29 protein-coding genes, 1 tRNA gene and 1 pseudogene are annotated in these 17,271 nt (G+C 57.3%); 11 read left to right on the top strand and 20 right to left on the bottom strand.

Features of this window, described 5'->3' with window-relative positions:
* Nucleotides 1–24: 24 nt before the first annotated feature.
* The 7 genes from rpmI to ACI2KB_RS00500 all read left to right on the top strand — a co-directional run bounded on the left by rpmI (nt 25) and on the right by ACI2KB_RS00500 (nt 4,949).
* Complete coding sequence (gene rpmI / locus ACI2KB_RS00530) at nt 25–219, top strand: 50S ribosomal protein L35 (protein WP_027620572.1); 195 nt, start codon at nt 25–27, stop codon at nt 217–219.
* Nucleotides 220–247: 28 nt separating this feature from the next.
* Complete coding sequence (gene rplT / locus ACI2KB_RS00525) at nt 248–604, top strand: 50S ribosomal protein L20 (protein ID WP_295479351.1); 357 nt, start codon at nt 248–250, stop codon at nt 602–604.
* Nucleotides 605–709: 105 nt separating this feature from the next.
* A complete protein-coding gene (gene pheS / locus ACI2KB_RS00520) occupies nt 710–1,726 on the top strand; it encodes a phenylalanine--tRNA ligase subunit alpha (RefSeq protein ID WP_404630358.1) in 1,017 nt (338 codons plus the stop codon).
* A 31-nt stretch (nt 1,727–1,757) separates the two neighbouring features.
* A complete protein-coding gene (pheT, locus tag ACI2KB_RS00515) occupies nt 1,758–4,139 on the top strand; it encodes a phenylalanine--tRNA ligase subunit beta (RefSeq protein WP_404630356.1) in 2,382 nt (793 codons plus the stop codon).
* Nucleotides 4,140–4,142: 3 nt separating this feature from the next.
* The gene (gene ihfA, locus ACI2KB_RS00510; RefSeq protein WP_002553164.1) at nt 4,143–4,445 is read left to right on the top strand and encodes an integration host factor subunit alpha; all 303 of its coding nucleotides are present in this window, start codon (nt 4,143–4,145) and stop codon (nt 4,443–4,445) included.
* Entirely contained in the window at nt 4,426–4,782 is a 357-nt protein-coding gene (locus tag ACI2KB_RS00505; RefSeq protein ID WP_108238075.1) for a MerR family transcriptional regulator, read from the top strand. Before ihfA ends, ACI2KB_RS00505 begins: the two co-directional genes overlap by 20 nt.
* A gap of 90 nt (nt 4,783–4,872) precedes the next feature.
* A tRNA-Pro gene (locus tag ACI2KB_RS00500) sits at nt 4,873–4,949 on the top strand.
* Between the two features lie 88 nt (nt 4,950–5,037).
* Here the strand turns inward: ACI2KB_RS00500 and ACI2KB_RS00495 are convergent.
* Genes ACI2KB_RS00495 through ACI2KB_RS00485 form a run of 3 tightly spaced genes read right to left on the bottom strand, consistent with a single transcriptional unit; the run spans nt 5,038 to nt 6,772 of the window.
* Nucleotides 5,038–6,150 carry a tyrosine-type recombinase/integrase gene (locus ACI2KB_RS00495; protein WP_404631680.1) on the bottom strand — a complete coding sequence of 371 codons (1,113 nt, stop codon included), beginning with the start codon at nt 6,148–6,150 and terminating at the stop codon, nt 5,038–5,040.
* Nucleotides 6,150–6,362, bottom strand: a complete 213-nt coding sequence (locus tag ACI2KB_RS00490; protein ID WP_166596879.1) for a hypothetical protein — start codon at nt 6,360–6,362, stop codon at nt 6,150–6,152. The genes ACI2KB_RS00495 and ACI2KB_RS00490 overlap by 1 nt, the downstream gene beginning before the upstream one ends.
* Before the next feature lie 17 nt (nt 6,363–6,379).
* Nucleotides 6,380–6,772 carry a hypothetical protein gene (locus ACI2KB_RS00485; RefSeq protein ID WP_404631678.1) on the bottom strand — a complete coding sequence of 131 codons (393 nt, stop codon included), beginning with the start codon at nt 6,770–6,772 and terminating at the stop codon, nt 6,380–6,382.
* Between the two features lie 298 nt (nt 6,773–7,070).
* Between ACI2KB_RS00485 and ACI2KB_RS00480 the strand changes: the two genes are divergently transcribed.
* Complete coding sequence (locus ACI2KB_RS00480; protein ID WP_404630354.1) at nt 7,071–7,247, top strand: hypothetical protein; 177 nt, start codon at nt 7,071–7,073, stop codon at nt 7,245–7,247.
* A 38-nt stretch (nt 7,248–7,285) separates the two neighbouring features.
* On the opposite strand, the gene ACI2KB_RS00475 is transcribed toward ACI2KB_RS00480, so the two are convergent.
* From ACI2KB_RS00475 to ACI2KB_RS00440, 8 genes are all read right to left on the bottom strand, one after another.
* Nucleotides 7,286–7,516 (bottom strand): hypothetical protein, encoded by a 231-nt coding sequence (locus ACI2KB_RS00475; RefSeq protein WP_404630352.1) that lies wholly within the window; start codon nt 7,514–7,516, stop codon nt 7,286–7,288.
* Nucleotides 7,513–7,659, bottom strand: coding sequence for a hypothetical protein (locus ACI2KB_RS00470; RefSeq protein WP_404630350.1), 147 nt, complete (start codon nt 7,657–7,659; stop codon nt 7,513–7,515). Before ACI2KB_RS00470 ends, ACI2KB_RS00475 begins: the two co-directional genes overlap by 4 nt.
* The gene (locus tag ACI2KB_RS00465; protein WP_404630348.1) at nt 7,659–7,901 is read right to left on the bottom strand and encodes a hypothetical protein; all 243 of its coding nucleotides are present in this window, start codon (nt 7,899–7,901) and stop codon (nt 7,659–7,661) included. The genes ACI2KB_RS00470 and ACI2KB_RS00465 overlap by 1 nt, the downstream gene beginning before the upstream one ends.
* On the bottom strand, nt 7,898–8,224 hold the full coding sequence (locus tag ACI2KB_RS00460; protein ID WP_404630346.1) for a hypothetical protein: 327 nt from the start codon (nt 8,222–8,224) through the stop codon (nt 7,898–7,900). The genes ACI2KB_RS00465 and ACI2KB_RS00460 overlap by 4 nt, the downstream gene beginning before the upstream one ends.
* 53 nt (nt 8,225–8,277) lie before the next feature.
* On the bottom strand, nt 8,278–8,643 hold the full coding sequence (locus ACI2KB_RS00455) for a hypothetical protein (RefSeq protein ID WP_404630344.1): 366 nt from the start codon (nt 8,641–8,643) through the stop codon (nt 8,278–8,280).
* Nucleotides 8,640–9,242: a Lar family restriction alleviation protein gene (locus ACI2KB_RS00450; protein WP_404630342.1), complete on the bottom strand. Its 603-nt coding sequence runs from the start codon at nt 9,240–9,242 to the stop codon at nt 8,640–8,642. The genes ACI2KB_RS00455 and ACI2KB_RS00450 overlap by 4 nt, the downstream gene beginning before the upstream one ends.
* The gene (locus ACI2KB_RS00445; protein WP_404630340.1) at nt 9,239–9,523 is read right to left on the bottom strand and encodes a DUF4031 domain-containing protein; all 285 of its coding nucleotides are present in this window, start codon (nt 9,521–9,523) and stop codon (nt 9,239–9,241) included. Before ACI2KB_RS00445 ends, ACI2KB_RS00450 begins: the two co-directional genes overlap by 4 nt.
* Nucleotides 9,524–9,839: 316 nt before the next feature.
* Nucleotides 9,840–11,642, bottom strand: coding sequence for a DNA cytosine methyltransferase (locus ACI2KB_RS00440; protein WP_404630338.1), 1,803 nt, complete (start codon nt 11,640–11,642; stop codon nt 9,840–9,842).
* Between the two features lie 89 nt (nt 11,643–11,731).
* On the opposite strand from ACI2KB_RS00440, the gene ACI2KB_RS00435 reads away from it, so the two are divergent.
* A complete protein-coding gene (locus ACI2KB_RS00435) occupies nt 11,732–12,526 on the top strand; it encodes a hypothetical protein (protein ID WP_404630336.1) in 795 nt (264 codons plus the stop codon).
* Between the two features lie 113 nt (nt 12,527–12,639).
* Here the strand turns inward: ACI2KB_RS00435 and ACI2KB_RS00430 are convergent.
* Nucleotides 12,640–12,747 (bottom strand): annotated as a pseudogene (locus ACI2KB_RS00430) (site-specific DNA-methyltransferase); the annotation flags it as partial.
* Nucleotides 12,748–12,808: 61 nt separating this feature from the next.
* On the opposite strand from ACI2KB_RS00430, the gene ACI2KB_RS00425 reads away from it, so the two are divergent.
* Nucleotides 12,809–13,009 (top strand): hypothetical protein, encoded by a 201-nt coding sequence (locus ACI2KB_RS00425; RefSeq protein WP_404630334.1) that lies wholly within the window; start codon nt 12,809–12,811, stop codon nt 13,007–13,009.
* On the opposite strand, the gene ACI2KB_RS00420 is transcribed toward ACI2KB_RS00425, so the two are convergent.
* Nucleotides 12,972–13,292: a hypothetical protein gene (locus ACI2KB_RS00420; RefSeq protein WP_404630332.1), complete on the bottom strand. Its 321-nt coding sequence runs from the start codon at nt 13,290–13,292 to the stop codon at nt 12,972–12,974. The two genes, ACI2KB_RS00425 and ACI2KB_RS00420, sit on opposite strands and share 38 nt — an antisense overlap.
* Before the next feature lie 22 nt (nt 13,293–13,314).
* Nucleotides 13,315–13,935 carry a hypothetical protein gene (locus ACI2KB_RS00415; protein ID WP_404630330.1) on the bottom strand — a complete coding sequence of 207 codons (621 nt, stop codon included), beginning with the start codon at nt 13,933–13,935 and terminating at the stop codon, nt 13,315–13,317.
* A 90-nt stretch (nt 13,936–14,025) separates the two neighbouring features.
* Here ACI2KB_RS00415 and ACI2KB_RS00410 point away from each other — a divergent pair, with 90 nt between their 5' ends.
* A complete protein-coding gene (locus ACI2KB_RS00410) occupies nt 14,026–14,424 on the top strand; it encodes a hypothetical protein (protein WP_404630328.1) in 399 nt (132 codons plus the stop codon).
* Here the strand turns inward: ACI2KB_RS00410 and ACI2KB_RS00405 are convergent.
* The 6 genes from ACI2KB_RS00405 to ACI2KB_RS00380 form a co-directional block, all read right to left on the bottom strand.
* Nucleotides 14,417–14,635, bottom strand: coding sequence for a LexA family protein (locus ACI2KB_RS00405; RefSeq protein ID WP_404630326.1), 219 nt, complete (start codon nt 14,633–14,635; stop codon nt 14,417–14,419). The genes ACI2KB_RS00410 and ACI2KB_RS00405 overlap by 8 nt on opposite strands.
* A complete protein-coding gene (locus tag ACI2KB_RS00400) occupies nt 14,619–14,930 on the bottom strand; it encodes a hypothetical protein (RefSeq protein WP_404630324.1) in 312 nt (103 codons plus the stop codon). The genes ACI2KB_RS00405 and ACI2KB_RS00400 overlap by 17 nt, the downstream gene beginning before the upstream one ends.
* A gap of 81 nt (nt 14,931–15,011) precedes the next feature.
* Nucleotides 15,012–15,473: a hypothetical protein gene (locus ACI2KB_RS00395; RefSeq protein ID WP_404630322.1), complete on the bottom strand. Its 462-nt coding sequence runs from the start codon at nt 15,471–15,473 to the stop codon at nt 15,012–15,014.
* Nucleotides 15,470–15,712: a hypothetical protein gene (locus ACI2KB_RS00390; RefSeq protein ID WP_404630320.1), complete on the bottom strand. Its 243-nt coding sequence runs from the start codon at nt 15,710–15,712 to the stop codon at nt 15,470–15,472. The genes ACI2KB_RS00395 and ACI2KB_RS00390 overlap by 4 nt, the downstream gene beginning before the upstream one ends.
* Nucleotides 15,709–16,353, bottom strand: a complete 645-nt coding sequence (locus ACI2KB_RS00385) for a lambda exonuclease family protein (protein ID WP_404630319.1) — start codon at nt 16,351–16,353, stop codon at nt 15,709–15,711. The genes ACI2KB_RS00390 and ACI2KB_RS00385 overlap by 4 nt, the downstream gene beginning before the upstream one ends.
* Entirely contained in the window at nt 16,350–17,264 is a 915-nt protein-coding gene (locus ACI2KB_RS00380; RefSeq protein ID WP_404630318.1) for a hypothetical protein, read from the bottom strand. The genes ACI2KB_RS00385 and ACI2KB_RS00380 overlap by 4 nt, the downstream gene beginning before the upstream one ends.
* Between the last annotated feature and the right edge of the window lie 7 nt (nt 17,265–17,271).

Genomic DNA, 17,271 nt, shown 5'->3' with positions numbered 1-17,271 from the left:
CAACTGAATGCGGAGTATCCGAACATGCCAAAGATGAAAACCAAAAGTGGTGCAGCTAAGCGGTTTCTGAAAACCGCGAATGGCATCAAGCACAAGCACGCTTTCAAGAGCCACATCCTGACCAAAATGTCGACCAAGCGTAAGCGTCAACTGCGCGGTAGCAGCCTGCTGCACGCATCTGACGTGGCAAAAGTCGAGCGCATGCTGCGCCTTCGTTAATTTTGATCAAAGATAGAGGAAGTTACTCATGGCTCGTGTAAAGCGTGGCGTCATTGCCCGTAAGCGTCACAAAAAAATTCTGAAACTTGCTAAAGGCTACTACGGCGCGCGTTCACGCGTGTTCCGCGTTGCCAAGCAAGCGGTAATCAAGGCAGGCCAATACGCCTACCGTGACCGTCGTCAGAAAAAACGTCAGTTCCGCGCTCTGTGGATCGCTCGTATCAACGCTGGTGCTCGCAACAACGGTCTGTCCTACAGCCGTCTGATCGCTGGCCTGAAAAAAGCGTCGATCGAAATCGACCGTAAGGTTCTGGCTGATCTGGCAGTGAACGAAAAAGCGGCGTTTGCTGCGATTGTCGAGAAAGCTAAAGCCTCTCTGGCCTAAGTCCCCCGGCAATCACCGGGCTCCCTTCGGAGCTCGGTGTTAAACGTCATAAATAGGGGAAGAGCCTTGTAAGCTCTTCCCCTATTTCGTATCTGGAGTCTGTACATGGAAAACCTGGACGCGCTGGTTTCGCAAGCTCTTGAGGCTGTGCAAAGCGCTGAAGATATCAACGCCCTGGAGCAAATCCGGGTTCACTACCTCGGCAAGAAGGGTGAATTGACTCAGGTGATGAAGACCCTGGGAAATTTGCCGGCTGAAGAGCGTCCGCAAGTCGGTGCGCTGATCAACGTTGCCAAGGAGCGTGTCACAGAGATTCTCAATGCGCGCAAGGCTGCGTTTGAGGAGGCGGAGCTTGCCGCCAAGCTCGCTGCCGAATCCATTGACGTAACCCTGCCTGGCCGCGGTCAGACCACAGGTGGTCTGCATCCTGTCACGCGGACTCTGGAACGTATCGAACAATTCTTCACCCACATCGGGTACGGCATCGCCGAAGGCCCCGAGGTGGAAGACGATTACCACAACTTCGAAGCGCTCAACATCCCCGGCCATCACCCGGCCCGGTCGATGCACGACACTTTCTACTTCGATGCCCGCATGCTGCTGCGCACCCATACCTCGCCGGTACAGGTCCGCACCATGGAGGCGAACAAGCCGCCGATTCGCATCGTGTGCCCTGGTCGTGTGTACCGTAGCGATTCCGATATCACCCACTCTCCGATGTTCCATCAGGTCGAAGGCCTGCTGATCGACCGCGACATCAATTTCGCGGATCTGAAGGGCACCATCGAAGAGTTCCTGCGCGTGTTCTTTGAAAAAGAACTGGCAGTGCGTTTCCGTCCTTCGTATTTCCCGTTCACCGAACCATCGGCAGAAGTCGACATGGAATGTGTCATGTGCAGCGGCAAAGGCTGCCGTGTCTGCAAACAGACCGGCTGGCTGGAAGTCATGGGCTGCGGCATGGTGCACCCGAACGTCCTGCGCATGTCCGGGATCGATCCGGAAGAGTTCCAGGGCTTTGCCTTTGGCATGGGCGCAGAGCGTCTGGCCATGCTGCGTTATGGCGTCAATGATTTGCGCCTGTTCTTCGACAACGACTTGCGATTCCTTGCGCAGTTTCGCTAGGTCGCCGTCACGAACTTATTAGGAGAGCAGGATGAAATTCAGTGAGCAATGGCTGCGTGGCTGGGTAAGCCCGCAAGTGTCCCGTGACGAGCTGGTGGCTCGTCTGTCGATGGCAGGTCTGGAGGTCGACAGCGTGACCCCGGCTGCCGGTGTTTTCAGCGGTGTCGTGGTGGGAGAGGTGCTGAGCACCGAGCAGCACCCGGATGCCGACAAGCTGCGTGTTTGCCAGGTCAGCAATGGCGCAGAAACCTTTCAGGTCGTCTGTGGTGCGCCAAACGTGCGCCCCGGTCTGAAGATTCCGTTTGCGATGATCGGCGCGCAGTTGCCGGGCGACTTCAAGATCAAGAAGGCCAAGCTGCGCGGTGTCGAATCCAACGGCATGCTGTGTTCTCAGGCCGAACTGCAGGTGGGCGAGGGCAACGACGGTTTGATGGAGCTGCCCGCTGACGCGCCAGTAGGCAGGGATTTCCGTGCCTACCTGGAACTGGACGACGCGAGCATTGAGGTCGATCTGACGCCAAACCGTGGCGACTGCCTGTCTGTCGCCGGCCTGGCTCGCGAAGTCGGTGCGCTGTACGACGCCATGGTCACGCGTCCGCACGTTGCTTCGGTGCCTGCGGTGCATGATGAAGTGCTTCCTGTGGAAGTGTTGGCGCCCGCTGCCTGCCCGCGCTATCTGGGTCGTGTGATTCGCAACGTAGACCTGTCGCGTCCAACGCCGCTGTGGATGGTCGAGCGTCTGCGTCGTTCCGAGGTGCGCAGCATCGATGCCGCCGTCGACATCACTAACTACGTGATGCTCGAACTGGGTCAGCCGCTTCACGCGTTCGATCTCGCCGAAATCAATGGCGGGATCCGCGTGCGCATGGCTGAAGAGGGCGAAAAGCTGGTGCTGCTCGACGGTCAGGAAGTTACTCTGCGCGCTGACACGCTGGTGATCGCAGACCATCAACGCGCGCTCGCTATCGCTGGCGTGATGGGGGGCGAGCACAGCGGTGTGAACACCTCGACCACCCGTGACATTTTCCTGGAGAGTGCTTTCTTCGACCAGATCGCGGTCGCAGGCAAGGCGCGCTCCTATGGTTTGCACACCGATGCCTCTCATCGTTATGAGCGTGGTGTGGACTGGCAACTGGCCCGCGAAGCGATGGAGCGTGCCACCGGTCTGCTGCTTGAAATCACGGGGGGCGAAGCCGGGCCGATCATTGAGACGGTCAGTGAGCAGCATCTGCCATCGATTGCGCCGGTCACCTTGCGTGCTGATCGTATCGAGCAAATGCTTGGCATGACCATGGACGCGGCAGAGGTTGAGCGTCTGCTGACGGCATTGGGTCTGAAGGTTTCCTCCGAAACGGCCGGTCAATGGCGGATAGAGGTGCCTAGCCATCGCTTCGATATCAGTCTGGAAGTGGACCTGATCGAAGAGTTAGCGCGTCTTTACGGCTATAACCGCCTTCCGGTCCGTTATCCCCAGGCGCGCCTCGCGCCGCAAGCCCGTGCCGAAGCGCGTGCTGATCTGCCTGCGCTGCGCCGCCTGCTGGTTGCGCGTGGCTATCAGGAAGCGATTACGTACAGCTTCATCGATCAGAAATGGTTCGAACTGTTCACTCCGGGTGTCGAGCCTCTGTTGTTGGCCAACCCGATTTCTGCCGACATGGCGGCCATGCGCGCGTCGCTGTGGCCGGGTCTGGTCAAGGCATTGCAGCATAACCTCAACCGTCAGCAGGTTCGTGTACGGCTGTTTGAAAGTGGTTTGCGTTTCGTCGGCCAACTGGACGGTTTGAAACAAGAGCCTATGCTGGCAGGTGTGATCTGCGGCAGCCGTCTGCCGGAAGGCTGGGCGCAGGGGCGCGATGCAGTGGACTTCTTCGACGTCAAAGCTGACGTGGAGGCGGTATTGGGCTTCTCGGGTGCACTGGATGATTTCCGTTTCGTACCGGGCAAGCATGCCGCACTTCATCCCGGCCAGACAGCGCGTATTGAACGCGATGGCCGCGAGGTGGGTTACCTCGGTGCGCTGCACCCGGAGCTGGTCAAGGCATTGGGGCTTGATCGCCCGGTGTTCGTGTTCGAACTGGTGCAGGCTGAAGTGGTGGAAGGGCGTTTGCCGAAATTCCACGAGTTGTCGCGCTTCCCGGAGGTTCGTCGAGACTTGGCATTGCTGGCCGATCGAGAGGTTTCAGCAACGTCGGTACTGGACGTAATCCGTGAAAATGCAGGGGAATGGCTGACAGACCTCAGCCTGTTTGATGTTTATCAGGGTAAAGGCATTGATCCGCATAGAAAAAGCCTTGCGGTTGGCTTGACCTGGCAACATCCATCGCGCACTCTTACTGACGATGAGGTAAACGCTTCGACGCAGCAAATTCTCACCTCGCTTGAGGAAAGGTTAAACGCCACGTTAAGGAAGTAGCGTATGGGGGCTCTGACGAAAGCTGAGATGGCCGAACGTCTGTACGAAGAGCTAGGCCTGAATAAACGAGAAGCCAAGGAACTGGTTGAGCTGTTCTTTGAGGAAATCAGGCACGCTCTGGAGGATAACGAGCAGGTCAAATTGTCCGGATTCGGCAATTTTGACTTGCGAGATAAACGCCAGCGACCGGGTCGAAATCCCAAGACAGGGGAAGAAATCCCGATTACGGCTCGCCGTGTGGTCACCTTTCGTCCAGGGCAGAAACTGAAGGCCCGAGTTGAGGCTTATGCTGGAACCAAGTCATAACGACGAGCTGCCGCCCATTCCAGGCAAACGCTACTTCACCATTGGTGAGGTCAGTGAGCTTTGCGCGGTAAAACCTCACGTTTTGCGTTATTGGGAGCAGGAGTTTCCTCAACTCAACCCGGTCAAGCGTCGCGGAAATCGCCGTTATTATCAGCGCCAGGATGTGCTGATGATCCGCCAGATCCGCGCGCTGCTTTATGATCAGGGCTTCACCATTGGCGGTGCGCGGTTGCGCATGTCCAGTGATGAGGTCAAGGACGATTCCCTGCAATACAAACAGCTGATCAAGCAGATGATCGTGGAGCTGGAAGATGTACTGGTTGTGCTGCGTACATAACGCAGCCAATCAAAATACTTCCATCATTCAAAAGGTTAGGGTATATTCCTCGACGCTTTCGCAAGAAGCCCAAACAGATTCACGCCTAGTCGGGGCGTAGCGCAGTCCGGTAGCGCACTAGCATGGGGTGCTAGGGGTCGAGTGTTCGAATCACTCCGTCCCGACCATATTTTGATAAGGGAATCAGCCACTTACAGGTTTGATTCCCTTTTTCGTTTTCGCTCGGCGCAAAATCCGCGCAAAACTGGCGCAAAACTATACGGCGAACTCGCTGATATCGAGGTCTGGAACTGCGTCAGACCAGACCACCTCGGCGTGATCTTTCTGGTAGTTTTTCGTCATCTCCTCGCTGGCGTGACCGGCGATCTTCTGACCGTCCTTTCCGGCTTTTTTGTACAGGTGCAGTGATAGCGCCCTGACTTCGTGGAAGCCCGGCATCTCTTCCTCTTTCCATCCCTTGTAGCAATCAGCTGCCTCCCGCGCTTCCTTGAAAGCCCTGGTCAGATACCGCTCCTCGATCTTGGTCCAGTGCTCTTTCGTTTCCGCCTGCTTCTGTTTTTTACGATCCGGCCGACGGTGAATCAGGAAAGGCGACACGACATTGTCGCGGCATCTGCTGATTACCCGCTGAAGCTCATCGGTGACTTTGAACCTGATCCATGCTGCATCACTGGCCTTGGCCGTTTTCTGCTGGACGACATACAGGTATCCATCGTGCTGATCCTCGAATTTCATCGCAAGGATATCGGTGCGTCGCTGAGCGGTAATCAGGGCGAGGTCTATGGCGTTCTGTAGCCAAGCCGGCGACTTTTCGCGGATAGCCTTCAAACCTTCAACGGTGTGGCGTTTGCGGGCTTTCTTCTCGATCCGGTTGATGGTGCTTGCTGCCGGGTTGTCCGGGCAAAGGCCTTTGGCGGCAGCATGGTTGAAAATGTCGATCAGCAAGGCTCGGCACTGGTTGGCAGTGCGCGGCGTCAAATCATCAAGCATCTCTGCGATCATGCGGATGGTGATCTGATCAACCGCTTTACCCGCGAAATGCTTACGAAAGCGGCGGAAGTGCACGGCATACAGCCCGAGCGTGCCCGGCGCCAGTTCGCGCGGAGGCAGAATCTTTTCCTCGTAATGCGTCAAGAATGAGGTGAACAGCTCTGCTGACTCGCCCAATACGGCACCAACCAGGTCTGCGCCCTGCATGAATGCAAGGTTTAGCTGTTTGGCCGCGTCCACCGCCTTTACCCGGTCGGCCCCGAACGGGAACCACTTTCCGTCGGTAGGGCGACGATATCGGTAAGTGCCGCGCCTCCCATCAAGGTAGAGGTTCGACGGCAAGCCCTTGTTCGACTTGTTGCGCGGCCGTGGGACCATCATGCAGCTCCTTTCAATACCATCGCGACCAGCTCGTTTCCTGCGGACTTATTAAATGCCGCCCAGTCGATATACCAGAGTTTCCCGATCTGCTCGCCCGGAAGCTTGCCGTCACGGATGTAGTTGCGGATCGCTTGAGAGCAGGGCGGCGTGCCGTTTTCACCCCACCGGCGGCGCTGGAATTCGCTGATTTTGATCAGTTCGCGCTTCATGTTTGCTTCCTCCGGGTCTATGCGGGGTTGAGTGGTGAGTACTTGGCCAGCGCTTCATCGGCGACCTTCATAGCTGCCTGAGCATCGTTCACATAAGCGGGGTCGAACCCGCCGTGCAAATGGATCGTGGCCTGGCAAGCGCGCAGGTTTTCGCGGGTCAGCTTTAACGCTGCGGTAAGAGCCTCGCGAGACGCACCTTCCGCCCGGCCAATGTCCCAGAACCGTTTCGCCCAATGGTCCTCGGGTGGCGGATTCGTGTTCTGGCAACCAAAGGCCATCGCGCCTGTAATGGAGTCGCACAGATCCCGCTTGTAGGCGTTATCGCCGTCGATGCTTGCCCCCATCCGGCGCAGGTTGTTCAACGTGGCGTCGAAGTCCTCCCGGGTGAACTCGACAACGTTTTTGCTCAGCGCGGTCACCTCGGCCTGGAGCTTGGCGTTTGCTTCCCGTAGGACGTTCACTTCTGACTGGGCATCATCGACGACAACCTGCGCGGCATGCCGCTCGATCCAATCGCCAACGCCTTCAGCCCGGACGACACCGTTACCTTGTTGGTTCAGCAAAAATCCATAGTGCGGGATTGCGTTAAGGCGATCCCAGAATTCATAGCCCTCGCGGGTTTGGATATTTCGAGACATAGCGATACCTCGCCCGCCGCATACCGGCGAGCATATGGTTAAATAGGTTTGAATTTCAGGAGGATGGATTATGGAAAAGGCTTTCAAACAACCACTATTCGTTGTGGGTATTCCGCTTGTGATCTGTGGTTTTACTTTCGGGCTAAATGGCCTGATCTCGGAACGGACATTCGCCTACATGGCCCCCGGGCTGTTGATTCCAGGGTTGGTCTTTATGCTGATCGGGTGGACGCAGCGCAATAAGTGAGCCTATGCCCACCAGGCATGTGGATGATGGGGAAGGGGTTAAGCGAACAGCTCAGGTTCTGGGCGCTTGGCCCGGCGAAGCGGGATGTTATGTTTCGGGAAGAAGTTTCGGCGCGCGTCGAGCCACGCCTTGTATGCCCAGCCACTGCGCGAATTGTAGGGGTAAGAGTCGTCGATGGCCTTGCTGATCGCGGCGGCATCCAAACCTTCGGCCTTGCAGCGCGAATACACTGATTCCATACGCTGCCAGCTTTCGGTGTACCAGGTCATACCGCCTCCTGCCCAACACAAATGGCCTTAGCCAGTTCCTCGGTAGAGCGCATCAGGTGCTGAATCTTCCCTCCGCACTCGACGTCAACCCAGAAGAAACCGGCGAAGCGGTACGGGCCTTTGATGATTCGGGTGATGGTCATCAATGCTTCACCTCTGGCTTCGACTCCATGCTCTCAACCTGCTGAGCAATCGCTGCAAGCATGGTCATGACGGCGTCTCGACTTGTGTCCGCGAACATTGCGCCACAGGCTGCAGCGATGAAACCAAGATAGGCCTGAGCCTTTTCAGGATGCTGGCCGAATCCATCGAGCGATGTCGCTTCGTCGAAAGTCGGGGCGAGCATCAGCCAAAGATGTTTCCCATAGCTGGTGGCGTCGGTCATGGCGTCACCAGCGGACGCACCCAGACACAGATCGGGCCGTCTTCAGTGTCATGGATCGAGAAAATGAACCAGCCTTCGCCGGATGGTTTGGTCGGCTCCCACGGCGTACAGTCGGTTTCCCCAGTGCCAAACCATGCCGCAACTAATTCTTCCGGACCGTCGTTTTCCATTTCAACGATCGTGAACTCAAGGCCATGCTCGGCGAACCAGCTATAGGGAAGCTGACTTTCTTCGCCGTCATCTGGCCATGCTGGGTGGGTCCACTGGCCGTACTCGTCGCGTTCCACCGGCAATCGAATGATCTTCTGCTTTTCTTCAGGCATGACTTCGTCCTCGCCGCGCTCGCGCAGCAGGCAATGGATAGGGTGGGGAGGGGTTAAAGCTTGTTCTGCTCGATGAAACCAGCAACGCACGCTGCGCCGTACTCTTTCATCTGCTCCAGCGTGAAACCTGGTACTTCGCGATCAGGTTGCAGGAATCCTTTGTGGCGCGGCGGGTGGGGCTGGATGAATGCGGACAAGAGTGGCCGTTTCTGGTGCTGCCGAGCCGTGGCGCGCATGTTCCAATCTCGAACGACCAGCAGAAGCTGATCATCCGAGGCAGGCGTCATCATGAGGTCGTCGTAGTCTTTGAGCGGACAATGTTCGCCATGATCTACGATCACTCGATGCCAGTCCCGGTTTGAGGTTACCCCGGCAGGGCAGCCGCAGAATGGGCAGGGCAACAGTGTCTGCCCGGTCATGATTCCCCCTGCAGGGCCAAGGCCTCTTCGATGGCGTCTTCGATCTCGTCGCCCATCGACTCACGGTTCGATGGATAATCGATATCGTTACCCTGGGGATCGATCAGCGTCACCCCGCCACCATCGCGCTCTATCTTAATCGTGATAACCCAGCCGTTTGGCAGCAGTTCGGCACCGTTCTGCAGTTGGTCATACAGCTTTGCCTTGCTCCCCAGATCATCAACCCGCTGATCGGCAACCGTGAGGCGGGCTTGCAGGGCTGCGACCTCGGCCTGCAACCGGGTGACATACGACCCGAGAATAGCGATATCGTATTGCGCATCAAGAATCAGAAACTCATTGGCTGCTTCGCTGTTTTGCTTGGCACAGAGCTTTGCGTCGACGAGCCGCCATTGCTCCTGAGTTCGGTTTAGGTTTGGCTCCCCGCCAGCAGGCGGCACAGGGGCGGCACGATTGTTCCAGGCTGCAATAGCTGCATCAGCAGGCCTACCAACTGGTCCATCAGCATCACACCCGTAGCACATCACATAGGAGGATGCCTCGGTGACCTGCAAATTCGTTCCGCCACAAAACGGACACGGCTTCAATTCCTGACTCATAACCCCTCCTGCGCTTTCGCGATAACCGCGGCCCGCCGCGCTTTGATGATTGCGCCAAGCTCTTGCCGGTCGATTTCCTTTGCCCCTAGGCGAATGGCATGGTCGCGCTTGCTCTGGCAGATGTCGTAGTGACTCTTCACGGAGCCGGGAAACTGGTGCCAGCGGCGCGCCACACCGATCTTGTCGGCCATCGCGTGCAGTTCGTCTTCAGTATCCGCGAGCATGTGGCACATCTTCATGCGCCTGTACGGGATCTGTTCGTTGTCGACGTAGACGGTCATTTGATATTCCTTTGGTTGCTCTCGCTCACGCGGCGGCGATGTCGATCAGCTACAGTTGTTTGATCAACAGAGGACCCAACCTATGAAATGTTGTATTTGCGGTGCTCCAGCTCAGGCTCTTGATACAACGCGCGACGGCGATGCATACGACTGTGCTGACTGCGGTCCTTATGTGCTGAGTGGTACGTTGCTCGCTGAGCAGTTATCTAACCCGAGAGCATTTTCTGTTGATCAGACAAGGCTCTGGTTTGCTACAGAACGTTTGAAAGGAGTCCATGCCCCGGTCATTACGACCTCATCAGCATTCTGGCGCTGACTAGGCGGCGAGGCGCCGGTAGAGGTCGATCAGAGGGGCGGCGTTGGCCTTGACCAATTCATACGCCTCGTAAGGGGAGACGCTGTTGCCAATCAGCTTCACCTGGTCGGTGGCATTGATATCCCGCCACTCACCGGTGCCGGTTTCAGGGTCGACGAAGTAGCCGCGGTCGATGATGTAGTCATGGCTGAAGCCTTGGGCTTTCTTCAGCTCTGGTGGCTTGAGCATTCGCAGGGTGATGTCGATCAACACGTAGCCATCAAGCATCTCCAGATCAGCCGGCTCTTTGAAGTGTTCCGGCAAATGCTCATGCATAAAAGCGGCACAACGCTGGGCGCCCTCAAACTGTTCCGGCGTCAGGCTGCTCATGACGCGCTCGACCTCGATGACTGCTACGCGATCTTTTGTCGGCAAGGTGTGCATGGGCTCCCGGAGCGATACGCCGTCTTTCTCGTTGCCGTAGTACTTCACCAGATAGGCGTTCACCAGCCGCTGATTGGCGCCGGACTGGCATATCGTCGACAGTGGCGTGTTCGCTGCCCGGCCGTCGCCATCGTAGAAACCGCCATTGGCTTGTTCGAAGAAGGCCGCGACGACGCCGTGTCGTGTTGCACCTGCCATTGCCGTTTGTAGTGGCTCAGTCGGCAGACTGCCCACCGCGTTTTGACCGAACGCCGTCATGTGCCCAGCAACCATGGCGAAATGACCTCCTTTTACCTGAGCGACCTGTGTGCGAAGCGGCTCGGCGATATCGAAGTTCCGCTGCGATGATCCGTTGGCGCATTCGGTGAGGAATGGCGTAACCACCGGCTGCACTAGCGCGTGATGATTTCCCCCTGCGCTGACGGTAGAAAGCGGCTCGCCTACGCCGTGGGTGCTCGTATGCGAATCCGAGGTTCCGCGCATCGGCACGATGAAAGGCTTGGCGCTGGTGAGGACGTGCCGCCACAGGCCTTTTGCAACCCGGCGCATCGTGTTCTTGGCCATGGGCTTCGGGCGAAAGATCGTCCGGCCAAGGTTCGACCAGTCGATGCATTCGGCAGCGCTGCGCCATGCGTCTTGATTGGTCTTCGGGTCTTTGTGCCGTGTAGGCGCTGGCCACACGATTGGATGGCCGTCGCGCCGCGCTACCAGGTACAGACGCTTCCGGATTGTTGGCGCGCCCGCGTTGGCCGCAATACGCTCCCGCCAGTCAACGGTGTAGCCCAGGCCGCGAACCAGCGCGTCTACAGGTACGAACTCGCCGATGGCATCGAGGATTTCCGGCATGTCGGGGTGATCGGCGGCGAGGCCGGTGCTCATGGCGGCGATGAACGCCCGGAAGGTTCGGCCGCGCTCAGCCTTGATGGGTAGGCCGTTGTCGTCGATTGGACCCCAGTCGCAGAACTCTTCGACGTTCTCCAGGTGCATCAGGCGTGGGCGTGTTGCGTACAGCCAGCGAATCACCACCCATGCCAGCCCACGTACTTTCCGGTCGCGCGGTGCGCCGCCTTTGGCCTTGCTGAAGTGCTTGCAGTCCGGCGACGCCCAGAGCAGGGCCACTGGCAAGCCGCGGGTGGCCAGCAGCGGATCAACTTCGAACACATCCGCGACATAGTGCTGGGTCTGCGGGTGATTGGCGCGGTGCACTGCGATGGCGATTTCATTGTGGTTTACCGCGACATCGGGCTCGCGCCAAGCCCGGGCAATGCCGGAGCTGGCGCCGCCACCACCGGCGAATAGGTCAACGATCAGCTCTTGCCCAAACGGCAGAGCCAAGGAAGGGGATTGCTCGCTCGCGAGCCGACGCTGAAATGCGGTCATGCGGGATCCTCGCCAGTGGCGTGATTCGTGGAAATGGAGTATGAACAGCAATCAAACCGACGCTGTTTTACTTTCAGGGAGGGAGATTGATGTTTTCAAAAATGAAAGCCTCAAGACTTGCGGACGAGGAACGATCCAAAGCGCTAGCGAAGGTTATGGGTGAGCCCATAGGCTTCGATATATCTGAACCTGCATTGAAAGTTAAAAATCTGCTGCTAGGTGTTTCTATAGTCCTGCTGTGTATGGTAGTCGGAGGGGTGTCAGTCGGTAAAACTGTTAGCTTTCTTGGCATATCGCTTGAAGGCATAACCGCTAACAAGATGGTTTCGGGTTTATTGGTCGCAGTTGGCTGGGTCACCGTCCATTACTTCTGGTACTCGATTGAATCATTCAGGGAGTGGCGATTACGTATCACCGGCCTACGCGTTGCCTATTCGATTGGGCCCGCGACGTTCGGCTCTGGTGAAGAGGAGTCGCCAGCCTCCCCTAAACAATCCACCCTATATAACTGGTGGAAAGAGAGAAGTGGGGCGTTGGTTTCCGTAGAAGAGATAATAAAAAATATAGATTTGGAGTTGCAACAAATACAAAAGAAAGTTGACGATGCCATAAAAGAGTCACTGGCAACTACGGGTCACCTCAATCTGGTGATTTTGGAAACCCTTCGTAGCTCTGTTGATAATTTGAATGTGACCGTAAAGAATCAAGCGGAGTTTATGAAGAGCAGCAGGATTGAGGATTCTCTGTATCGCTTTGATAGTTGCTTTTGGAGACTTATAGCATCCCAAAATCTGAGGGTTCTATTCGTTGATATCAGCCTTCCACTGTTTCTTGGTGTCGCCTCATTTGTTTCTGGCTTGTTGTATCTGCATTCCAACGTATAGATGTGGGAGGCGAGTTTGACCGGCTGCTTGCGCCGCATTGATCAAGCTATCTGAGCAGGTGTGTTCAGCGAGAATTACACCTTGGCGCAGGCCTCGGAGTCCGGTCGGACGTGAAGCCCGAAGTCGGGCGGTAACGTCAGGCAAGTGTGTACTGACTTGTCCGGTAGCGTCCGCATCATCTCGATGCAGTCGCCAACCAGTATCTGGTGCTGCTGGCTCATGGTTCGATTCCATGCGAGTTGAAATGGCCTACGCTTACCGCTCTACAGGGAGGGAACGGTCATGAGCGAAGACAGGGAAAGGGTGTTTCGGATGGCGCTGAGCGCAGTGTTGCGTGCGGCGGTTGATCAGGGACTCGCCGTCGACACGCTGTCAGAGGCAGCGATTGAGCTGATGCTCAACGACATTGCTTACACGCAAGATGACGTAGCCGAGGCTGTCATTGCTATTGAGGTGGCGGCTGATGCGGTTGCGGTGCGGTGAGCGGCACCATGCAGATCAACTCGAATTCCTCGGCCGTCTCCATGATTTGGTTGAATTCCAAGCCGTCGATACTCAGCCAGTCGTTGTGCTCGCGGTCAAACTGCCAGACCAGTTCCCATAACGATTCGCAGCCCTGGCAAAGCTTGGCGGCGTAGAAGTCGCCATCAAACCTGCCCGCGATTGCCGCGTACCGCTCACCCGGTTGGATCTGGCGTCGACAGCTTTCGCACTTGTGGGGCTTGCGCGCCTTCACCAAGCTGATGCTCTGAAATGAGTCGGGCATTATTTCGCTCCGGCGGGGGTAATCAGGGGCGGTTGTCAGCACCGCAGTTCAGACAGTCATGATGAAACCGCTGGCGGTCAGAAATGAACCGGCCGCATCCGTGACAGTTGAACATCATTTCCCGCGGCTTCTTTGGCTTGGCCAGCTTGATGCCGGTGCCGCGCAGGGCTTCCTTGATAGCAAGCCTGTCACGACGAACGACGCGCCTTGTCTTCTGCTCGACGTAGGCTGCTGGCCACAAGGTTATTTCGGCTGGGTCGTTGCCAAGCGCCTCAGCCTGCTCCTTGGAAACTTGGGCAGCCTGGCTGAAGTCGGCGGTGCGGCCGATTACTTTCCTGGCGAAGACCATATCGTTTCCATTCCATTCGCCAACCACCTGAAGCACGCAAGGGCAGCCGCTCACCAGTTGTTCAGCCGCATCTTCCAGACGCAGGTACTGGTGGTCGACCCCGATGTGGGAGCGCGCATCAATGTAGGTCTTCGGCCATGGAACGTCGGTGTCGCGGTGGCTTGTAGCCTGCTCAGCGGTGAATACCTCGGCCTTGTCTAGGTCGGTGACGTACCCCTGTCCGTCCTTCGCCCAGAACGTCAGGTTGTCGCCGACATAGCTGCGGCTGTCCTGCAAATAAAATTGATCGGCCATGGCAAAGCTCCATGCATGTGGGATGGTGGCAATTTGTATAGGGATGGGGTATCAAGGGTGACCGGCATGTGGCCGGGTCAAGGAGAGTTCGTGATAACGAAAAAGCTGAAGAAAGGCATGGAGCAAAAGTTGCTCGGAATTCTTTATCGCCGATATGTCGAGACATTTGGCCGAGGTGTGCGAAACCTCAACGAGTACCCTGTGCTCATCACTGCTTCTGAGGTTTTCTTATCAGAAATTCCCGAGATGAGAGAGGTTCAAGGTCTGATGGCACGTGATCTTTTCATCGACACTATGCAAGAGCTGCAAGCCAGCGGTTACGTGCGCTTCGACGGTAAAATGTCGTTCTTTTTGACAGAGGCTGGATACCACAGGGCAGCTATGACCCCCATTGACAGGTTTCTTGAGTTTTGTAACAAGAACGAAGGTCTTGCAGTTCCGATCTCAGTCGTAAGCTTGATAATCTCGATCATTGCTCTTTTTACCTGACTGGTCGAATGCTGCGAGCGATCCCATCGGCCTTGGTGATGACGCCCTTCTTAACCATCTGCGCGATGCGCTGGCCGGCAGCATTCACGTTGACCTCTGCTGCCTTGGCGATCTCCGCGAAGGTCGGCGAGTAGCCATGCTGGTCTATGTGCGCCTTGATGAAAGCCAGCGTCTCGGCCTGCGCCAGGGTGAGTTCATTCTTCGTCTGCATCCGGGTCTTTCTCCGCCATTCCGAGTTCGCGTAGCTGACGCGCCACGTTTTCGCTAATCGTGACCTTGTGGCGCGGGCTGCCCACCGCTTCGTATGACAGTGTCGGCCCCAGCGCATGAGCATTCAGAATCAGGTTCTGCACCGCCTCGCTGATCTCCTCGATGTCGTTCCAGGCCATTAGCTCTTCAAGCTTCTGTCGGGTGCCGAGCCGTAGCCGGTGGCGCAGTTCTTTCTCATCGTACTGCTCGCGCTTCTTCGCCGACTTGGCGCTGCGCTCTTTCTGATCCACTGCCATGAACTGGCTCCTTCAAGCCGCTCGGCGGCAAATGATGCTGAACTTCGCGCTTGCGGCGCTGGGGCGCTTTCAATATCCGCCTCATGCCGCGACCTTTACCTGATTCCAGGCGCCGAATGATGACAGCAGTGCCGATACCTGCTCGTCGCTGACCTCAACCGCTCCGGGCACCGCGAGCCAGCCCATGCCCACCAAGTGGTTAGGATTGCACTCGGCCTTCACCTCTTCATAGAAGTGCTCGACCAGGTCGGAGAGCGTTGCCACGCGGTGGATGCCGTCAGGCGTAAACACCGTCATCTTGATGTACTCGGTGCCGTCGTCTTTCACGCAGATGCCAGCGATGTGCATGGTCCAGCGGTGGGCGAGATCGCAGAGGGCGTCGGCCACCGGAAGGGAACGGATCTGCTTGCCGTTCTTCCAGTTGATCATGATCTGCAAGCCGCTGGGGTCGATGCTGATCACTGCCGCATGGTTGGGGCCGAGCAGGGCGCGCATGCTGCGCTCCACCTGGACTTTGCGATTGCACGGTTTGCGTTTGCTCATAATGCGTCCGCCATCTGCCGAAGCTGTTTGCGTCCTGCCGGTGAGATATGGCGCGTCTTTCGCTTCAGGACCGTTTCAGGATCTATCCAGTCCCGCCGCTTGGGCGGGATGGGGTTGCCGGTGAAGCAGGCACCCTGGGTAATGCGCCCGCCGCGGGCCTCGTATTCGGCCATGGCCTGGGCGAGGCGGGCCGATTCGACCCGATTGTGTTGAATGCTGCTGAGTTCGAGGCTGATCATGCCGCTTTGCTCCTCAGCTTCTGCTCGTATGAGTCGACTAGCAGCTTGAATTGCCATAGGTCTTCCTCAAGCTTTTCGATGTAGTTATCGTCGCGCTTGAACTCCTGCCACCAGAGCTGGCGGCCAGCGGGGCGAAGGTCGGGGCAATACATCCCGATGTGCCACCACTTGCGCCCGGTGATCCACATGCAGCCTTGCACCTGGTCCATGATCTCGCTGGCGTCGTTGTCGATGTGGAAGGAGCGCAGTTTTTCTGGGGCAAGGAAGCATTTGTACTCGCTGCCGCCGTCGTCGCCGATGAAGCCGTCCGCACTGGCGCCGAATGCACCGTCATCGGTTTTCACCAAACCAACCTGGGTAACGATCAGACCCGTTTGGATTTCGTGCTCCATGCGAGCTTCTGGCTCGAGTTCGTGGCCGCGCTTCATCTGCCAGGTTTCAAAGCCGTTATCCAGCGGCTTGCCGCTGATCCGCTCGACGGCCAGCTTGAAGGCGTAGTCGAGTGCCTTTGAAGTTGGCTCGCCCTTGTTGGGTCCAGATTTCAGCTTTGCCCGGGCATCGCCGAACATACTGGCTGTGATGACGCCCGCGCGGGCCTCATGCCACTCCGGGGAGCCTTGAGCGCAACTGACGATAATCATTCGGAAACCTCCTCGAACTCCACCGTTTCATCGGTGGGCTGGCTTTCGGTGGATGCGGCGGGGTCTGGTTCAGGCTGCGGTTCTGGGTCGGATTTAGCTTCTGCAACTGCCTTCAGCGCTTCGCCGCGCGCGCCAACTGCAGCTTTGAAAGCGCTGTACGCCGGGATGTCTTTCGCCTCCTGAAGCTCTTTGACGCCGTCCCTCCAGAGGGCGGTCAGAGCTTCCTGAGTTTCGGCGGCCATGGCGGCACCGACCCATTTCTTTGTCAGCTCAGGGTCGGTTGCAGGTTGGCTGGCTTCTTGGTGCCGAAGCTCCTCAGGCAGGTCTTCGATATCCTGCGTGAAGATGTCGGATGCGGCCGTGACGTTGAGAGTCATCGCGATCATGGCGCGCTTGCAGGCCATCTTCAGGACGGTGTTCGCCAAGTCCGCAGCCTCCGTGCGAACCTGCGGCTTCTTCTCGACGTTGCCTTTGTATTTCGAGAACTTGATGCGGCGCAGGTTCTCTGGCGTCGATTCAAATTCCTCCTGGCAGATCGATCCGCGCCACTTGTACTTTTCTTCACCGGACGAGCATTCACCAACGCCTTCGCCCAAGGCGATTCCGGTAGTCTGATGCCGACCAACACAGGTGACGCGGTATCGGGCGACCTTGTCGGTGGACAGGTCTTCGATCCGGTACTCCTGCGCGACACGAAAAGTCACGCACAAGACTTCGGCACCGGGTTTGTAGAGGGTTGGCTTCGGCGTGCCGGGGATCGTGCCGTAGTGCGTGTCCCGCTTCATGATGCCTTGCATCACTTCTTGCACCAGGTTCACTCGCTGGCGAATTTCGACGGCCGAGAAGCGATGAACCTCAGCGGCGGTGAGGCCAGCGCTTTCGCGAACCGGCATTTGGATGAGTTCGTTCATAGCTGCC

It is taken from the genome of Pseudomonas sp. NPDC088444 (assembly GCF_044900175.1).
GTDB lineage: Bacteria > Pseudomonadota > Gammaproteobacteria > Pseudomonadales > Pseudomonadaceae > Aquipseudomonas.
Note: the sequence above shows the minus strand (reverse complement) of the source record. Positions and strands in the feature narration are given on the sequence as shown.

Excerpts from the sequence above, each read along its gene's own strand:
- rpmI (WP_027620572.1), top strand. The coding sequence starts at position 25 with ATGCCAAAGATGAAAACCAAAAGTGGTGCAGCTAAGCGGTTTCTGAAA.
- rplT (WP_295479351.1), top strand. The coding sequence starts at position 248 with ATGGCTCGTGTAAAGCGTGGCGTCATTGCCCGTAAGCGTCACAAAAAA.
- pheS (WP_404630358.1), top strand. The coding sequence starts at position 710 with ATGGAAAACCTGGACGCGCTGGTTTCGCAAGCTCTTGAGGCTGTGCAA.
- pheT (WP_404630356.1), top strand. The coding sequence starts at position 1,758 with ATGAAATTCAGTGAGCAATGGCTGCGTGGCTGGGTAAGCCCGCAAGTG.
- ihfA (WP_002553164.1), top strand. The coding sequence starts at position 4,143 with ATGGGGGCTCTGACGAAAGCTGAGATGGCCGAACGTCTGTACGAAGAG.
- ACI2KB_RS00505 (WP_108238075.1), top strand. The coding sequence starts at position 4,426 with ATGCTGGAACCAAGTCATAACGACGAGCTGCCGCCCATTCCAGGCAAA.
- ACI2KB_RS00495 (WP_404631680.1), bottom strand. The coding sequence starts at position 6,150 with ATGGTCCCACGGCCGCGCAACAAGTCGAACAAGGGCTTGCCGTCGAAC.
- ACI2KB_RS00490 (WP_166596879.1), bottom strand. The coding sequence starts at position 6,362 with ATGAAGCGCGAACTGATCAAAATCAGCGAATTCCAGCGCCGCCGGTGG.
- ACI2KB_RS00480 (WP_404630354.1), top strand. The coding sequence starts at position 7,071 with ATGGAAAAGGCTTTCAAACAACCACTATTCGTTGTGGGTATTCCGCTT.
- ACI2KB_RS00475 (WP_404630352.1), bottom strand. The coding sequence starts at position 7,516 with ATGACCTGGTACACCGAAAGCTGGCAGCGTATGGAATCAGTGTATTCG.
- ACI2KB_RS00470 (WP_404630350.1), bottom strand. The coding sequence starts at position 7,659 with ATGACCATCACCCGAATCATCAAAGGCCCGTACCGCTTCGCCGGTTTC.
- ACI2KB_RS00465 (WP_404630348.1), bottom strand. The coding sequence starts at position 7,901 with ATGACCGACGCCACCAGCTATGGGAAACATCTTTGGCTGATGCTCGCC.
- ACI2KB_RS00460 (WP_404630346.1), bottom strand. The coding sequence starts at position 8,224 with ATGCCTGAAGAAAAGCAGAAGATCATTCGATTGCCGGTGGAACGCGAC.
- ACI2KB_RS00455 (WP_404630344.1), bottom strand. The coding sequence starts at position 8,643 with ATGACCGGGCAGACACTGTTGCCCTGCCCATTCTGCGGCTGCCCTGCC.
- ACI2KB_RS00450 (WP_404630342.1), bottom strand. The coding sequence starts at position 9,242 with ATGAGTCAGGAATTGAAGCCGTGTCCGTTTTGTGGCGGAACGAATTTG.
- ACI2KB_RS00445 (WP_404630340.1), bottom strand. The coding sequence starts at position 9,523 with ATGACCGTCTACGTCGACAACGAACAGATCCCGTACAGGCGCATGAAG.
- ACI2KB_RS00440 (WP_404630338.1), bottom strand. The coding sequence starts at position 11,642 with ATGACCGCATTTCAGCGTCGGCTCGCGAGCGAGCAATCCCCTTCCTTG.
- ACI2KB_RS00435 (WP_404630336.1), top strand. The coding sequence starts at position 11,732 with ATGTTTTCAAAAATGAAAGCCTCAAGACTTGCGGACGAGGAACGATCC.
- ACI2KB_RS00425 (WP_404630334.1), top strand. The coding sequence starts at position 12,809 with ATGAGCGAAGACAGGGAAAGGGTGTTTCGGATGGCGCTGAGCGCAGTG.
- ACI2KB_RS00420 (WP_404630332.1), bottom strand. The coding sequence starts at position 13,292 with ATGCCCGACTCATTTCAGAGCATCAGCTTGGTGAAGGCGCGCAAGCCC.
- ACI2KB_RS00415 (WP_404630330.1), bottom strand. The coding sequence starts at position 13,935 with ATGGCCGATCAATTTTATTTGCAGGACAGCCGCAGCTATGTCGGCGAC.
- ACI2KB_RS00405 (WP_404630326.1), bottom strand. The coding sequence starts at position 14,635 with ATGCAGACGAAGAATGAACTCACCCTGGCGCAGGCCGAGACGCTGGCT.
- ACI2KB_RS00400 (WP_404630324.1), bottom strand. The coding sequence starts at position 14,930 with ATGGCAGTGGATCAGAAAGAGCGCAGCGCCAAGTCGGCGAAGAAGCGC.
- ACI2KB_RS00395 (WP_404630322.1), bottom strand. The coding sequence starts at position 15,473 with ATGAGCAAACGCAAACCGTGCAATCGCAAAGTCCAGGTGGAGCGCAGC.
- ACI2KB_RS00390 (WP_404630320.1), bottom strand. The coding sequence starts at position 15,712 with ATGATCAGCCTCGAACTCAGCAGCATTCAACACAATCGGGTCGAATCG.
- ACI2KB_RS00385 (WP_404630319.1), bottom strand. The coding sequence starts at position 16,353 with ATGATTATCGTCAGTTGCGCTCAAGGCTCCCCGGAGTGGCATGAGGCC.
- ACI2KB_RS00380 (WP_404630318.1), bottom strand. The coding sequence starts at position 17,264 with ATGAACGAACTCATCCAAATGCCGGTTCGCGAAAGCGCTGGCCTCACC.